Annotated in this window: 11 protein-coding genes; 7 read left to right on the top strand and 4 right to left on the bottom strand. The window is 57.7% G+C overall.

Annotated features, from left to right (window positions below; translation table 11 throughout):
* Positions 1 to 14 precede the first annotated feature (14 nt).
* Positions 15 to 2,654 carry an aminopeptidase N gene (gene pepN, locus G512_RS0118370; protein ID WP_028482972.1) on the bottom strand — a complete coding sequence of 880 codons (2,640 nt, stop codon included), beginning with the start codon at positions 2,652 to 2,654 and terminating at the stop codon, positions 15 to 17.
* A 242-nt stretch (positions 2,655 to 2,896) separates the two neighbouring features.
* Between pepN and G512_RS0118365 the strand changes: the two genes are divergently transcribed.
* From G512_RS0118365 to G512_RS0118335, 7 genes are all read left to right on the top strand, one after another.
* Positions 2,897 to 4,066, top strand: a complete 1,170-nt coding sequence (locus G512_RS0118365) for a CaiB/BaiF CoA transferase family protein (RefSeq protein WP_028482971.1) — start codon at positions 2,897 to 2,899, stop codon at positions 4,064 to 4,066.
* 195 nt (positions 4,067 to 4,261) lie between these two features.
* Positions 4,262 to 6,049: an adenylate/guanylate cyclase domain-containing protein gene (locus G512_RS21800; protein WP_051269677.1), complete on the top strand. Its 1,788-nt coding sequence runs from the start codon at positions 4,262 to 4,264 to the stop codon at positions 6,047 to 6,049.
* 237 nt (positions 6,050 to 6,286) lie between these two features.
* Positions 6,287 to 8,182: an ABC transporter ATP-binding protein gene (locus G512_RS0118355; RefSeq protein ID WP_028482970.1), complete on the top strand. Its 1,896-nt coding sequence runs from the start codon at positions 6,287 to 6,289 to the stop codon at positions 8,180 to 8,182.
* Entirely contained in the window at positions 8,179 to 10,071 is a 1,893-nt protein-coding gene (locus G512_RS0118350) for an ABC transporter substrate-binding protein (protein ID WP_051269614.1), read from the top strand. The genes G512_RS0118355 and G512_RS0118350 overlap by 4 nt, the downstream gene beginning before the upstream one ends.
* 47 nt (positions 10,072 to 10,118) lie before the next feature.
* Positions 10,119 to 11,144, top strand: a complete 1,026-nt coding sequence (locus G512_RS0118345; RefSeq protein WP_028482968.1) for an ABC transporter permease — start codon at positions 10,119 to 10,121, stop codon at positions 11,142 to 11,144.
* Positions 11,141 to 12,316 (top strand): ABC transporter permease, encoded by a 1,176-nt coding sequence (locus tag G512_RS0118340; RefSeq protein ID WP_028482967.1) that lies wholly within the window; start codon positions 11,141 to 11,143, stop codon positions 12,314 to 12,316. The genes G512_RS0118345 and G512_RS0118340 overlap by 4 nt, the downstream gene beginning before the upstream one ends.
* A gap of 73 nt (positions 12,317 to 12,389) precedes the next feature.
* Entirely contained in the window at positions 12,390 to 12,980 is a 591-nt protein-coding gene (locus tag G512_RS0118335) for a class I SAM-dependent methyltransferase (RefSeq protein ID WP_036490080.1), read from the top strand.
* 481 nt (positions 12,981 to 13,461) lie between these two features.
* On the opposite strand, the gene G512_RS0118330 is transcribed toward G512_RS0118335, so the two are convergent.
* The 3 genes from G512_RS0118330 to G512_RS0118320 are packed head-to-tail and all read right to left on the bottom strand — an operon-like array spanning position 13,462 to position 16,528.
* Positions 13,462 to 14,262: a polysaccharide deacetylase family protein gene (locus tag G512_RS0118330; protein ID WP_028482965.1), complete on the bottom strand. Its 801-nt coding sequence runs from the start codon at positions 14,260 to 14,262 to the stop codon at positions 13,462 to 13,464.
* Entirely contained in the window at positions 14,259 to 15,410 is a 1,152-nt protein-coding gene (locus G512_RS0118325; protein WP_028482964.1) for a glycosyltransferase family protein, read from the bottom strand. The genes G512_RS0118330 and G512_RS0118325 overlap by 4 nt, the downstream gene beginning before the upstream one ends.
* Positions 15,407 to 16,528 carry a glycosyltransferase family 4 protein gene (locus tag G512_RS0118320; protein WP_028482963.1) on the bottom strand — a complete coding sequence of 374 codons (1,122 nt, stop codon included), beginning with the start codon at positions 16,526 to 16,528 and terminating at the stop codon, positions 15,407 to 15,409. Before G512_RS0118320 ends, G512_RS0118325 begins: the two co-directional genes overlap by 4 nt.
* Between the last annotated feature and the right edge of the window lies 1 nt (position 16,529).

Genomic DNA, 16,529 nt, shown 5'->3' with positions numbered 1-16,529 from the left:
AGTCTGGGCAAAGGCTACTGAAGACACCTTTCTGCAATATCCTTCGTGTCGGTAGATAGCTCCTGACCCGAGTCGAGAATGCTCTTCAGCGCGGCTTTTGCTTTTTCTTGCCGCCCGGCCTCCAAAGACCGCCAGGAACGGAAAGAGTTCAGGATCCGGGCTGCAAGTTGAGGGTTTTTGCCGTCAATTTGCAAAGTAGTTTCCGCCAGATAGTCATAACCGGATCCATCTGGGGCGTTGAACTGGCGCTGGTTTCCGGCACAAAAAGCGCCGACGACCGAGCGCACTCGGTTCGGATTGGTCCAGGAGAAAGCTGGATGGTTGGTCAGTTCCTTGACACGTGCCAGCGTTCCCGGAGCAGGACACGTGGCTTGAACCGTAAACCACTTGTCCATGGCCAGATGATCTGTTTTGTGACGCGCCTCGAATGCTGCCAATGCCTCTGTCTTGCCTGGCAGATTCAGGTGATCAAGCAGGACGAGTGCAGACAGTCGGTCGGTCATGTTGTTGGCGGAATCGAAATGGGCCTTCACCAGACCATGTCCTTCCGCTTCGCCGGAGGCAGCCAGATAACCCAGTAGGCGATTACGCAATGCACGCACGCCTGCTGCCGATGCGCCGGGGTCGAACCTGCTGTCTTTCGGAGCCAACTCCACATACAGATCACGCAGATAGCCGTAAAGCCGCTGGCCAATAGCGGCACGCAGGTCCTCATGAGCACGGCCAATGGCATCAGGGTCCACGTTTTCGCCGATCTCCCGAGCCAGATCCGCCTCTGAGGGCAATTGCAGGGCCAGCGCGCGGAATGCGGTATCCAGACACGTATCTGCTGCAATCTCTCCAAGTGCATCAATGAAGCTGGCCTCTTGCGGCAGGTTTTCACCTCGGCTGCGGCTGATCAGTAACCGGGTTGCCACCGTTTGTGCGGCCTGCCAGCGGTTGAAGGGATCACTGTCCCTGCCCATCAGGAACAATTGGTCATCAAGGCTCAGATTGCTGCGCAAATTGACCGGCGCGGAGAATTCGCGCAGCAGCGAGGGAACGGGCTTTTCCGAAATGCCATGAAACACAACGGTTTGCTGCGCTTCATTCAGGAGCAGCACATCGGCATTCACCGTCGCGCCTTCAACCTTGCTGTATCCAACATCTTTTCCATTTGCTGCAACGAGGCCAAACCGAATTGGAATGACCAGTGGCTTCTTTTGGGGTTGGTTCGGCGTGGGGCGGGTTTCCTGCGACAGAGTCAGGGTCAGCGTCTGGGCCTGGGCATCATAGGTAGCTTCGGCGGTCACGGTAGGTGTGCCGGCCTGTGAATACCACAGCATGAAATGGCGGAGGTCGGTTCCCGTCGCGTCTTCAAAGGATTTGATGAAGTCTTCAATTGTTGCAGCTTCACCATCGTGGCGCTCGAAATACAGGTCCATGCCTTTGCGGAAACCGCGTTCGCCGAGTAGCGTCTTGATCATCCGCACAAGCTCAGCGCCTTTTTCATAAATGGTCGCTGTATAGAAGTTATTGATTTCCTTGTATTGCTCCGGCCGTACAGGATGCGCCAGCGGGCCGCCATCCTCTGGAAACTGGGCCGCCTTGAGCCGTTGCACATCTGCAATGCGCTTGACCGGGCGCGAGCGTTCATCTGCGGAAAATTCCTGATCACGGAAAACCGTCAGGCCTTCCTTCAGGCAAAGCTGAAACCAGTCACGGCAGGTGATGCGGTTCCCGGTCCAGTTGTGGAAGTATTCATGCGCGACGACGCTTTCAATGCCTGCATAATCGGCATCCGAAGCTGTGTCGGGATCCGCCAGAATGTACTTGTCATTGAAAATGTTGAGGCCCTTGTTCTCCATGGCTCCCATGTTGAAGTCTGAGATGGCCACGACATTAAACACGTCGAGATCGTATTCGCGTCCAAAAACCTGCTCATCCCAACGCATGGAGCGGACAAGACTGTCCATTGCCCAGTCGGCGCGTGTCTCGTTGCCGTGCTCCACGTAGATGTTCAGCTTCACCGGACTGCCCGAAGATGTGGTGTAGTCCGTGCTGATGTGTGCCAGATTGCCGGCAACCAGCGCGAACAGATAGGACGGCTTGGGGTGTGGGTCGTGCCAGACAGCGTAGTGTTCGTCCGTTCCCGTAACATCACCGCTCTCGACAAGATTGCCGTTGCCCAGAAGAACCGGATAAGCCTTCTTGTTGGCCGTCATGCGAGTCGTGTAGGGTGCCAGAACATCCGGGCGGTCATAGAAATAGGTGATCCGCCGAAAGCCTTCCGCCTCACATTGTGTGCAGAATGTCCCGCTGGAAACGTAAAGACCCATGAGCTGGGTGTTTTTTGATGGATCCAGTGACGTGTCGATGGTCAGCTCGAAGCGCTCGGCTGCCGGAGCAGGGATCATCAGCCGGTCTGGTGTGGCCGTATACTCCTCTTCTGCAAGCGGAATGTCGTCAACGCACACGCCATCCAGCTTCAGATCATCCCCATCCAGTTCGATGGCAGCCGTTGCAGCAGCCCCTTCACGCCGGCGCACGGTCAGTTTGCTGCGCACGGTGGTGTGTGTGGGGTTCAGCCTGAAGTCAAGATCAACCTTCTCGATGAGGTAAGGGGTTGGCTGATAATCTTTCAGTAAAATGGGAGCCGCGTTTTCCGACCGCATAGTGTACTCCTGATAGGATCATGAGAGCCTGTGACGAGGCACAGGCGAGGCGTGTTTATGTTCGTTCTACGTGGTACGTCGGTGTTTGCAAATACAGATTCGCATTGGACCGGTAAAACCAAGCGAAAGCATGGCTGCGCACTGTCTCGCGTTTCGGTCGCAATGTTATGACAGATCATCAGGCGACGGCTGCGTAAAAACACGGTAGCACATCCAAGTGTTCAATCACGTGAGGAAGACCTGTGACTGCTCCGCTTCAAAACGTCAAAGTCATTGAATTGGCGCGTATTCTGGCTGGCCCCTGGATTGGCCAGACACTGGCGGATTTGGGGGCGGACGTGATCAAGGTCGAAAGTCCGCGCGGTGATGACACGCGCACATGGGGGCCTCCTTTCATCACCGATGAGGATGGCCAGCAGAGCGCCGCATACTTTCACAGCTGCAACCGAGGCAAGCGTTCGGTCACGGCAGATTTCACAAGTGCGGAGGGGCAGGCGTTTGTGCGTGACCTGGTGCGCGAAGCGGATGTCCTCATCGAGAATTTCAAGGTGGGGGGGCTGAAGAAATACGGTCTGGACTATGAGAGCCTGAAACAGATTAATCCCGGTCTGGTTTATTGCTCGGTGACCGGGTTCGGTCAAAACGGTCCTTATGCACATCGCGCCGGATACGATTTCATGATTCAGGGCATGGGCGGGATCATGGATCTCACCGGTAACCCGCAGGGCGAGCCTCAAAAAATCGGTGTGGCGTTTGCAGACATCTTCACCGGCCTTTATGGCGTGATCGGCATTCAGGCTGCGTTGTGGCGGCGTGAACAGACGGGTGAGGGCGAGTGGGTTGACATGGCGCTGCTTGACACACAGGTCGGTGTACTTGCCAATCAGGCCATGAACTATCTGGCAAGTGGCCAAAGCCCATCCCGTATGGGCAATGCTCATCCCAACATAGTGCCCTATCAGGTGTTCGAGGTGGCAGATGGTCACCTTATTCTCGCAGTGGGAAATGATGGACAATTCAAGGCTCTCTGCTCCGTGCTGGATATGCCGGAGATGGCTCAGGACCCGCTTTTTGCCACCAATCCGGCTCGGGTTGAGAACCGTCAGGTTCTGGTGCCCCTGCTCGAAGAAAGGCTCAAGGCCTACACCCGCGATGGATTTCTGGCACTTTGTGAGCAAAATGGCATTCCGGCAGGACCCATCAACTCTGTCGCGGAGGCGCTGCAGGATCCACAAATAGCAGCGCGTGGGATGGTCACAACGGCATCCGGCGGGGCCACTGCGGGCCACGACCAGCGATATGTGCGCACTCCGATCACCTTCGCCAATGCCTCTCTGGCGCTGGACAAAGCGCCGCCGAAGTGTGGTCAGCACACCAAAGAAGTGCAAAACGAGTTGTCTAAAAGCCGGTAAATCGAACAAAACCGCGACGGCATGGTTGAAAAGGCGTTGCCTCCGGTGCAACGCGTGTTGTCTATGGCGGAGGGCTGGCCTACTGTAGCCTCTCAGTGATTTTTGAGGGGTGTCGGGGCAAGCATCTCTCTCCTGCCATCTGGGGTTTTCGTGGGGTTTCTTCGCTTTTTGGCGCGCCGGCCATGGTATTGGCGCATGAAACTGAGGCGGTTTTCGCTCACCGCCATTGTCGGTGTGGGCTTTGGCCTGCTTGTGGCTGTATGTGGCGGCGCGGTGCTGTTCACGTCTGTAACGGCCAATATCAAGAACACGCGTGATTTGCTCGACAGCACAGCGCATCTTTCGCTGATGTCCATCGAAAACATCATCAGCGCTTCATTCGATCCCATTTCCGAAGCCGTGATGGAAATTCGAGACTTCGTCGAAGATGGTGAGATCTATCTGTCAGACGAGCATCAGGTCTCCGAACTGATGAGCGGCGTCCTTTTGGGAAATCGGAATATCGAATGGGTCACCTTCACTGATCTGGAAGGACGCACCTGGGGGGTTGGTCGCAAAAAGAACGAGGAAATCGTCAGTTTTGCTGGACAGGCCCCGCGCGAACTTCAACTGCGCAACTTCTTCTCCGTGCAAGGCCTTTCCGGCAAGCCGCAATGGGGGCGCCTGCTTCGCTCGGACGGCAGAATTTTCGCCAACGTTTCTGTTCCCGTGCATTATCACGAGACACTTATTGGTCACATCACCGCCGGCGTGTCCATGGAGCATCTGAGCAAGGCCCTGATGGAGTTCGGCGCTGACACCAACTTGACGACATTCGTACTGAATGATCGGCGCAGCGTGATTGCTCACACGGGAAACGGGGCGCTGGATGATGTTGAAGACACACGGCTGTTGACGCCGCTGGATCAGTTTGGGGACCCGGTTCTTGCTGCATTGCCATCGGCTCAATCGGTCGCCACGCAACGCTCTCAGAGCCGGTTTGGTCTGGATGTATTGCAAGTCAAGGCCAACGATGAGGGCTATATCATCCTCACTCGCGAGATCGAAGGCTTCGGTTATCGGAAATGGATTGTCGGTCAGTATATTGCTGAAAACACGGTAGGTGACGAGATTCGGCGGCTCGCAAAGTCTGCTCTGATCGGAGGCGTCATTTTGTTGTTTTCGGCGCTGCTTGCTTTGTTCATCGGGCGACGCGTTGCCGAGCCTCTGGGTGAGATTGCCGAACGCGCCAGCCATATTGGTCGGCTGGACTTCGACAATATCAAGCCTATGGAGCGCAGTGTGATCCTGGAGCTGGACAAGGTGGCGACCATGATCAACTCCAGCGTCGAAGGCCTGAAGGCCATGAGTATGTACGTGCCGCGTACCCTGGTCTCCAAACTGTTGAGCCGAGGGCTCGAGCAAACCACCTGTCCCCGCGAGGCCGAGCTCACGATCCTGTTCACGGATATCGCGGAATTCACCAGCATTTCCGAGCGCCATTCGGCCGGGGAAGTCGCCCAAATGCTTAATGATCACTTTGCCATTCTGGTAAAGGCGATTGAGGATGAAGGCGGCACGGTGGACAAGTTTTTGGGGGATGGCCTTTTGGCTTTCTGGGGCGCGCCCGATGAGCAGGAAGATCATGCAGATGCCGGTTTGCGGGCCGCACGCACAATTGCGCAGGCGGTTGCAGCCCACAACAAGGCCAAGCCTGACAAGGCGCTCAAGGTGCGCATTGGTGTGCATACCGGACCGGTAATCGTGGGCAACGTGGGCGGGCAGGACCGCTGGAATTATACGGTCATCGGAGATGCGGTGAATGTAACCAACCGCCTTCAAGGTCTGGGCAAAGGGGTTGCCCCGCAAGCAGAGGCCGTCATTCTGGCCAGCGGTGAAACAATTCAGCGTGCAACGCAAACAGATTGGCTGCAAAACCATGGTGAACGCTCCATTCGCGGCCGAGGTGCTCCGGTAGAAATCTGGGCCTACGTGGAAGAGTGAAGCGCAAATCACCCGTAAAAACGGCGACTTTCACCGCTATGCTCCAGTTGTTCTCTGATTATGTTTGGTCTTTGATCGAGATCTGTGATTTTATTTTGCGCAGAACACGTTATTGTAACGTCTTAAGGCTAGAACACTGATCGGTTGAGCTTGCGCAAGAGGCGAAAAATAAGCCAAGCCAGACGGTCAGACTTCGGAGGGAACGATCCGCGACCAACGCGGACAGGAGGCATCCCCGTGACACTCTTGTCACTTGAGCGATTGACGGTTGATTTTGACACCGCCGAGGGCCGCGTGCGTGCCGTCGATGATGTGTCCTTTCGCGTTCCCATGAACCGGAGTGTGGCTCTTGTTGGGGAGTCTGGCTCCGGCAAGACAGTGATTTCCCAGGCCATCATGGGGTTGTTGCCGTCGCGCGCCCGGATCTCCTCAGGTCGAATCCTTCTGCATGATCCGTTGAACCCGCAGGTCGATATCGACATTGCCCGGCTCGATCCGGCAGGGGCGCAGATGCGTAACTTGCGCGGCAATCGCATTGCGATGATTTTTCAAGAGCCCATGACATCACTGTCGCCGCTGCACACCATTGGCGATCAGATCGGCGAGGCCGCTCAACTCCATCAGGGCGTCTCTGCTGCTGAGGCGCGCGAGTTGACGCGTACCATGCTGTCCTTGGTGCAGTTTCCCGATCCGTCCCGCGGCGTGGATGCCTATCCCTTCGAGCTTTCTGGTGGATTGCGCCAGCGGGCGATGATTGCAATGGCCTTGATCTGCAAACCGGCCCTGTTGGTGGCTGACGAGCCGACAACCGCTTTGGATGTGACCATTCAGGCGGAAACGTTGAAGCTCATTCGCGAAGTACAGCAGGAACTGAGCATGTCCCTGCTCATGATTACCCATGACTTCGGTGTCGTGGCGAACATGGCAGATGAGGTCGTTGTCATCTACCACGGCAAAATCATGGAAAAGGGCAGCGCGCAGGCGCTGTTTTCCGATCCAAGGCATCCGTATCTCAAAGCCCTGTTGAACGCAGTTCCCAGTTTTGGCATGGAAGCGGGGCAACGTTTGGTGCCAATCCGGCCAATCAACGCCAATATTGCCAGTTTCCTCAAGGACCGTCCGCAGCATCGAGCGGAAAAGACCCCGGTTCTGCTTCGAATGTCCAACGTCACCAAGCGGTTTGGGTCTCGCAAGGGGGGGCTGTTGAGTGCACAGCCCAAATTGTTCACCGCTCTGGATCAGGTCAGTCTTGAGGTTCGCCGCGGAGAGTGTCTGGGCGTTGTGGGGGAGTCCGGGTCAGGCAAAACCACTGCAGCGCTGGCCATGTTGCGCACTTTCCCGGTTGATGAGGGGCATATCACATTCGACAAGGGCGACGGTCCCGTTGACATCGCAAGTTTTGACCGGGCGCAGATGCTGGACTACCGCCGCCGGGCTCAGCTGATCTTTCAAGATCCGTTTTCCTCGCTGAATCCGCGCATGACAGTCAACGACATCTTGATGGAACCCTTGACCATTCATGGCATTGGTACCTATCCGGAGCGCCAGAAACGGGCGCGCGAACTGATGGATCTTGTTGGGCTGAACCCCAGGTTCTTGCGCCGCTACCCGCATTCGTTTTCCGGCGGGCAGCGTCAGCGCATTGGTATTGCGCGTGCCCTTGCGCTCAATCCGGAGTTCATCTTGTGCGACGAGCCTACCTCCGCACTCGATGTCTCGGTACAGGCGCAGATTCTCAATCTGTTGCAGGACCTGAAGAACGAGCTTGGTCTGACCTATCTGTTTGTCAGCCACAATCTGGCGGTGGTGGACTATATCGCAGATAGGATCGCCGTAATGTGTCGGGGCCGAGTTGTTGAGATTGGTCCAACACATGCGGTGGTGACGACACCAATACACCCTTACACCAAGGCGCTATTGAGCGCTGTGCCGGAGCCGAGACTGGATGCGCTTCTCGACTTCGAACACCTGGATGCCATGCGTGCATCCGAGCCACACCTGTGGCCAGATCCATTCCGTCTGGAACAAGGGGACGTTCCAGAACTGGTCGAGATCGCGCCAGATCATCTGGTCTGCGCACCCGGCCGGAATGCAAAACAGACAATACAGAGTTTAGTGGAGAGGGCCTCTTGAAAACGTCAGGTTTGTTCAAAGGGGTTGCCGCGGCAATCCTCATCTCTTGGGCCGGGACGGCGGGTGCATTCACCATGACGCCCACGCCGGGCATTGCGGAGGGGCTGCCGCCAACCAGCGAGCGTGCACCGGTTGATCCGCTTGTCACCAACATGACGGAGATTGGCCGCACCACTGGAAAACAGGGCGGTGAGCTGCGCACTCTGGTGGGGCGAACCAAGGATGCGCGCCTCATCAATGTATGGGGCTATGCCCGTCTGGTCGGCTATACCGAGGATCTGGAACTGCGTCCGGACATCTTGAAAGACGTTCAGGTGGAAGAGGGGCGCATCTTCACATTAACCTTGCGTCGGGGCCACAAATGGTCTGACGGCCATCCCTTCACAAGTGAGGATTTCCGGTTTTGGTTTGAAGATGTGCTGACCAACGACGCGTTGAATCCATGGGGCATGCCGTCGTTTCTGCTGGTGGATGGACAGCCACCCAGGTTTGAGGTGATCGACGAGATCACGGTTCGCTATACTTGGGACAAGCCCAACCCGCTGTTCTTGCCGGAACTGGCCAAGTCACGTCCACCGTTCATTTATCGTCCGGCGCATTATCTCAAACAGTTCCACGAAAACTATGGTGATCCGCAGGTCATTGAGGATATGACCGCCACCTACAAGGTGCGAAGCTGGGCGCCGTTGTTCAACAAGCTGGACGACATGTACAACGCCCGTAACTCGGAGCTGCCCTCGCTTCAGCCGTGGGTCCTGACCGAGGAGGGTGATGACCGGCGTATCGTTTTCACGCGCAATCCTTACTTCCATCGCTTCGATAGCGAAGGCCAGCAGTTGCCTTATATCAATCGCGTGGTCATGACCGTGGCGGATGGCAAGCTGATCCCGGCCAAGACCCAGGCAGGAGAAAGTGACCTGCAGGCGCGCAACCTCAGCTTCTCCGACATTTCCGTTCTCAAGCGGGGAGAGGCGTCGGAAGGGTACAAGACCAACCTTTGGCTCTCAACCAAGGGCTCTCAGGTGGCCTTGCTACCCAATCTGGCCGTCAAGGATCCGGTTTGGAGAAAGCTCAATCAGGACGTCCGTTTCCGCCATGCACTGTCACTTGGCATTGATCGCAACATGATCAACAAGGTGCTGTATTTCGGGCTGGCTCATCCCAGCAACGACACGGTTTTGGAAATGTCGCCACTGTACAAGGACGACTACGCCAAGGACTGGGCAGCGTTTGACCCTGAAAAAGCCAATGCGCTTCTCGATGAGATCGGCCTTGTTGAACGTCGTAATGACGGTACCCGGTTGTTGCCCGATGGTCGGCCTCTGGAGATCATCATTGAAAGTTCGGGGGAAAGCCGTGCGCAGGACGATGCCATCGAGTTGGTGGCAGAAACCTGGAAGGAACTGGGCATTCGCGCTTTCCTGAAACCGAGCCAGCGCGACACCATTCGCAACCGCGCCATGTCGGGCGATCTGGTCATGGCGGTTTGGTCCGGTTTTGAAAACGGTGTTCCCACAGCGGACATGCCTCCGGTCGACTATGCACCCACACGCGGCGATTTCCTCTCATGGGCACCGTGGGGCGACTATTACGAGACCGATGGTCAATCTGGTGAAAAGCCGGACTGGGCGCCAGCCAATCGCCTCATGGAATTGTATGACGCCTGGCTGGCCAGCAGCACGAAAGAGGAACGTGCCCAGATCTGGCATGAAATGCTGCAAATCCATGCGGACGAAACCATCCACATCGGTCTGGTCAATCAGGTACGTCAGCCTGTGGTGGTCAAGGGGCTGTCCAATGTGCCGGAAACCGGCATTTACGGATGGGATCCGGGATCCCACTTCGGAATTCACCGCATGGATGCCTTCTTCTTTACCGAACAGGACTAGGATACCGGACACGTCTTCTAGGTCCGAAAGGCTGAGCAGTAGACCTGATGCTTTATTATACCGTTCGCAGACTGCTGACCATGATCCCGACACTACTGGTGATCAGTCTGCTCACGTTCTTCATCATCGAACTCCCGGAAGGGGACTATATCTCGAACCAGATCGCGGTTCTGAAGTCTTCCGGCGAGTCCGCTTCCGTGGCCAAGCTCGAGTTCCTGAGACAGGAGTTTGCGTTGGATCGGCCGTTTTTCGAGCGGTTCGCCATATGGGTCGGGCTCTGGCCGGGGCCGCACGGGTTTGATGGTCTGCTGCAAGGCAATTGGGGCTGGTCCTTTGAATATGACAAGCCGGTTTACGAGGTGGTAGGGCCAACCTTGCCCCTCACGATCGTGCTCAATGCCGCCACGATCCTGTTCGTTTATCTGGTGTCTTTTCCAATTGGCATCTATTCCGCCACCCGTCAGTACTCATGGGGCGACTATGGCTTCACCTTTTTGGGCTATGTCGGGTTGGCAACGCCCAACTTCCTGTTGGGACTCGTGCTCATGTATCTGGCCAACGCATGGTTTGACCTGTCCATCGGAGGCTTGATGGACCCCGAGTACATCGGTGAGCCATGGTCCGTGGATAAAGCGCTTTCGGTACTTTCGCACCTGATTGTGCCAACCATCGTGATCGGAACATCCGGCACAGCGGCCATGATCCGCCGTCTGCGGGCCAACCTTCTGGATGAACTGCACAAACAGTATGTAACGACGGCCCGCGCCAAGGGCATGAAGGAACGCGCGCTTCTGGTCAAGTATCCGCTGCGGATGGCGCTGAACCCGTTCATTGCGGATATCGGCAACCTGATACCCTCTCTGGTGTCCGGTTCGGTGATCGTATCCGTGGTGCTCAACTTGCCGACCGTTGGTCCTGTCCTGCTCAATGCGTTGCAGTCTCAGGATCAGTTTCTTGCCGCCTTCATCCTGTTGTTCGTCTCGGTGCTGACGCTGGTCGGCATGCTTGTTTCGGATCTGCTTCTGGCGGTTCTGGATCCGCGTATTCGATTGGGGGGAGGGAGCCGCTCATGAGCCGTCATCTGCCCCCGTCCGATCGCGAGCCCGACCACTACGTCAACCCCGAGCCGTTCGATCCTACAGCAACCGAAAAGCTCACGCCGGAACAAGAACGCTTTTATCAGGCTTCCCAGTGGAAGATCATGTGGTGGAAGTTCCGTCGCCACAAGCTGGCAGTGTGGTCCGGGGTCGTGCTCATCCTGTTTTATCTGTGTGTGCCGTTTGCGGAGATCATTGCCCCTTATACGCCCAACGAGCGCAATAATGATTATCTCTATGCGCCGCCGCAAACACTTCACCTGTTTCATGATGGCCAGTTCATCGGTCCGTTTGTCTATGGCTTCACGTCGGAAGTGGATCTGGAGACCCTGCGCTGGGTCTACAAGGAAGATCCCGATCAGGTTCAGCCGCTTCGCTTCTTTTGCTCCGGCAGTACCTATCGCTTCTGGGGCTTGTGGGAGATGGATTTTCGCCTTGTGTGTGCGGCGGAAGGGGGCTCCATGTTCCTGGCGGGCACGGATCGGCTGGGGCGCGATCAGCTCTCCGGTCTGATCTACGGGGCCCGACTGTCGCTGACCGTTGGCATCGTGGGTATTGTCATTTCCATGTTCTTGGGCATTCTGCTTGGTGGTTTGGCCGGTTATTTCGGCGGTATCATCGACAGCATGATCCAGCGCCTGATCGAAATCATGCGCGCATTGCCGGAATTGCCCTTGTGGATGGCGCTTTCCGCCGCCCTGCCGGTCACCTGGTCACCGGTCTGGATCTATTTTGGCCTCACCATCATTCTGGGGCTGCTGGATTGGCCTGGCCTTGCGCGCGCCGTGCGCTCCAAGCTCTTGTCCTTGCGCGAAGAGGAATACGCCCGCGCCGCTGTCATGATGGGCGCGCGTCCTCGCCGCATCATCTTCAAGCATTTGTTGCCCGGCTTCACCTCACACCTCATCGCCTCCGCCAGTTTGTCGATTCCGGCCATGATCCTTGGCGAGACCGCGCTGTCCTTCCTGAATCTCGGCTTGCGGCGGCCCTCTGTGTCTTGGGGGGTGCTTTTGAACGAAGCCCAGAATATTTCGGTTGTGACCATTTATCCGTGGCTTATGGCCCCGGTCATCCCGATAATTATCGTGGTTCTTGCCTTCAATTTCCTCGGGGACGGTTTACGGGACGCAGCGGACCCTTATAAATGAGGCCACTGTCCGCCTGTGAGTCCTGCTCTGCATTCACGGGCTGGTCCATCACAAACCAATGGGAACTGTTGAGATGAAAAACGCCAGTACCGCCGAAGGCTGGGATGAGGAGTATCGTCAAGGCCGCTGGGCCTTCCTGCGTTCACTACCGGAAAGCGGGCGTTATGGCATCATCGGCATGTGGCTTGCCTTGTCAGAGGCGAACGACGAGGTGCTGGATATCGGCTGTGGTGAAGGCCTGCTTTACGAGCGCCTCGCCCCCATGGGTATCAAGCGCTACGTGGGGATGGATCTTGCCCCGGCTGCCCTCGAAATCGCCAATGTAGACCCGCAGGTGGCCTCGCTGCGCGCGGGGGATATGCACACCTTCGAGCCTGAGGCTGGTGAAACCTTTAGCGCCATCATCTTCAACGAAGTGCTTCATTTTGCCGAGGATCCGGCAGCGGTTGTTGCGCGCTATGTCCCGTTTCTCAAGCCGGGCGGCGTCATTGCCCTGTCCATGTATTCACCAAAGCGGCCCGAGTCCGGTGCCAACAAGCTGATTGCCAAGCTTTGGGAAGCGACCGACGATGAAAGCCAGTGGGACGTGCTGGATGACTACGCCCTGCGGTCGGACAAGAAAAACGTTACGTGGCGCATGCGTCTGGTCAAGCCGGTACGCTGATCCGGCATGACAGTCGAGCGGACGGATGGTGCTCGCCGCTGCTCGCTCGTTGACCTGCTGGATCCCGGATCTGCGCTGCGCTGGTCCGGGATGACCTCCGTGGGTGACCTGCCATAGTATGCCACATGCTCTGGCGTCATCCCGCGCTTGACGCGGGATCCAGCCAAACGGAACCACGCGCGTATTCCGTGAGCACCTTTAGCATCGCCACACCTTGCCATTGTCACCCCGGCCACCGGGCCGGGGTCCAGTCTGTGCGTCGCTGGTCCGGGATGACCTCCATGGGTGAACTGCCATAGTATGCCACATACTCTGATGTCATCCCGCGCTTGACGCGGGATCCAGCCAAACGGAACCACGAGTGTATTCCGTCTGGCCTGAGTGAGCCCCTTCAGCATCGCCACACCTTGCCATTGTCACCCCGGCCTCCGAGCCGGGGTCCAGTGGGGGAGACGCCAATAACACCGTTGCGAATGGGGCATCACGTGCGGATGCGCTGAGCGCGGGTCACTTCTTCGGCAAACAAATCCGGAAGGCCGGGCCAGTCGGCTCCGGGGTGATGGGCTGCAATGGCCAGAAATTCCTCCAGAAACTCATAGCACCCGTCTTCATGGGCCAGATGATGGGTCAATATGCCCAAGGGCTCATGCGGATTTGTGCGCCTGCGGGTGAGTTGCAGGTCGAGACGGTCCTTGGCGCTTTTCCACCCGATGAAGCGCTGGTTCTTTTTCCATTTGATGATATCCACGTGGGATTGCATCTGAGCCAAGTCGTAAGGGTGCATCCATGTAAAGGTCGAAAGACTGGTCAGGCCGATCTCGGGCAGGACACGGGCGATGGCCGGGTCAATTCGGTTCCACGGCGGCACCAAGGCGGGAATGAAGCGGGATCCGAACAATTCCGAAAGCTTCGCAAAACCCTGTTGCAACTGGGCGCGGACTTCATCCACGTTGCGCCGAGCGCCAAGCTCCGCGGCCTTTTCTCCCAGGTCCTTGCGCTGAAAATTCTTGTGTTGCCATCCGTGCTGCAAAACCCACGCATGGGGCGCAGTCTTGAGGCGCTCGGCCAGGCTGAGTTGGACGTCGCGCGGTATCACAGCCAAACCGACAGGCACCGTATGCTGGTTTGACAGTGCCAAAAGCCTGTCCAGATTGGGCGTCGGCTCAATCGCATCGTCATCCCGCCACCAGAAGCGCACCTTGCGCCCCCGTGTCGCAAACCAGTCAAGATGATGCGTCAGCGCCTGTTGGAAAGAGGCGAATGCCTGCATGTCTCGGGTCATTTCACCACCTGCCGTTCGCGCTCGGCGATCAGAATGTCGGCGCTGCGCTCTGCGCCGCCCAGAAGTACGGTCATTTCGGCACGGGGCAGGGCCAGCGCATCATCCACGGCGGCGGCAAGGCCCTCAGGCGTCAGCGTGTCTTCGGGCAGGCTTACTGCTCGGCTGCGCTGCACCAATGCGGCGGCGCGCTGGGCTTGTTCGGTCTCGCGCACCTGGGCGAACGGCACGAACACGGCAGGGACACCGGCAATCAAGACGTCCAGCACCGTGTTGTACCCCGCTTGGGAAATTGACAACCGGGCTTGCTTGAGCATCTGCGGAAAGTCGGACCGCGCACGTTCCACGCTGCATCCGTCCGTCGCCTTGAGTTGAAGCTCGGTGAAAGCGGCCTCGGATATGTCATGCCCCACGAGTACACGCCACAAGGTGTCGTTGGCTCGCCGGCTCAGGGAGCGGGCTACCATGGCAGCCTCAAGAAGTTGGCCGCCCACGGCACCGCCGCCGCAGGAGATGAGAACCTCGTCCTCCCCTTCTTCGCTGGGGGCTGTGTCATCGCGCTGCGCATCTACATAGCCGGTATAACGCAGCAGGTGATCCACCTCTGCCGTAAATGGGAAACTGTCGCCGAGCTGCACGAATTCCGGATCGGAATGCACCAGAACGCAATCGTAGGACTGGCGTGCCTGTGTTGCCATCCATTCTTCCTTCCAAAGCTGCTGCTTGCGCACCAGAATGTCGCGAATGGACGAGGCAATGAGCGGCTTGGGCTTGCGTGTCTTGGCAAACTCCAGCAAGGGCCGCATCTCGCGTTCGAACTGGCGGCGGCCAAACGGATAGGTCTCGGTGAGCAGAATGTCATAGTCCTGCGCCTTGAAAGCATCCAGTGTGGTGCCGGTGCGCTTTTCGAACCACTCATCATCCACGGGGGTGCCGTCAGGCTCCACCAGCTTGTCGAAGACTGCATCCGGGCTGCGCACGGGGGGCAGTTCAACAATGTTGAGCCCATGCGTGTTCAGCGTCGGCGGCACCGTGTTGCCAGCAGCCAGCGTCACCTCCACCCCGCGAGCGGCAAGCGCACGCCCGATGGCGGCAGCGCGAACGATATGCCCGGTGCCAAGAAGATGCTGAACATGGATGAAGGCTTTCATGAAATCTTTCCGGTTTGATGTTTGAACGCAAAATGATCTTTGGCGCGCAGTAGAAGAGTGTCGAGGTGTTGTGTGCCAGCCTCAAGGCTGTGGCGGGCCTGAACATGCGCCCGTGCCTGTTGCCCCATCTGGTTGCACAGCTGCGGGTCTTCAAGGAGGCGCTCCAGATTGGCGGCAAATGCGTCCACATTTCCTTCGGCAGACAACAGACCGCTGACGCCCTGAGCCACAATGTCCGGAACCCCGAACGTATCGCCGCCAACAACGGGCCGGCCGGCCGCCTGAGCCTCCAGAAATACAAAGCCGAATGCTTCACGTACGGCGGGCCAAACCAGAATGTCGTTGGTGCTGTAAAAGGCCGGCATGGCATCCGTCGCCACCGAGCCGACAAAATGCGCTGGCAGCTCACAAAACATGTCGTGAATGTCCGCGCGCTCTGGTCCATCCCCCACAATGGTCAGTTCCCAGTTTGTGGCTTTCACGCGTTCCAGTGCTTGGGCCAAAACCTCATAGGAGCGCATCTTGGCTCCAGGACGCATCATGCCAACGGCCAGAAGCTTGATCCGCTTCGGCACGACGGCCAGCGCCGGCGCATCATCAAACGGATCCGTGTCGATGAATGGCGGAATGATGCTGAGCCGCTCACCGACAAGGTCGCGCAGGCAGGTCGCATCTGCCCGGTGCAGGGCAACCACCTGATCGGCTGCCTCAAGCGCCTTGTCCGCCTCTGCAAAGCCGAACGCCCAGTCTCCCGTCGCCTGTTTGGGGGCTCGACTCGCTTCAATCACGATGTAGGGACAGTTGAACTCACGTGCCAAGGCCGGTCCGATCCAGTCCGGAGCCTTGTGATACAGATGGTAGGTGACAAAAGCGTCAGGGACGTATCCCGTGCTGCGCCAACTGGCCGCTACGGCCTCAGCCTCGCGCAACGCCTCCGTTTTCAACGCCTCTTGCATGCTCCGGCCGCCACTCTTGCGCCAGCTCTGGAAACGGGTGGCTACGTCCACAGTGTGGCCGGCCTCCCGAAACGCGCGAACCAGAAGCCGGGCAAGTGTCCGATCTCCGGACGGCACGGGATGGTCCAACGGTTTCATGGGACTGGTGAAGGCCAGCTTCATT

Origin of the sequence: Pseudovibrio exalbescens DSM 16456, assembly GCF_000422785.1 — a bacterium.
Lineage (GTDB): Bacteria > Pseudomonadota > Alphaproteobacteria > Rhizobiales > Stappiaceae > Pseudovibrio > Pseudovibrio exalbescens.
Note: the sequence above shows the minus strand (reverse complement) of the source record. Positions and strands in the feature narration are given on the sequence as shown.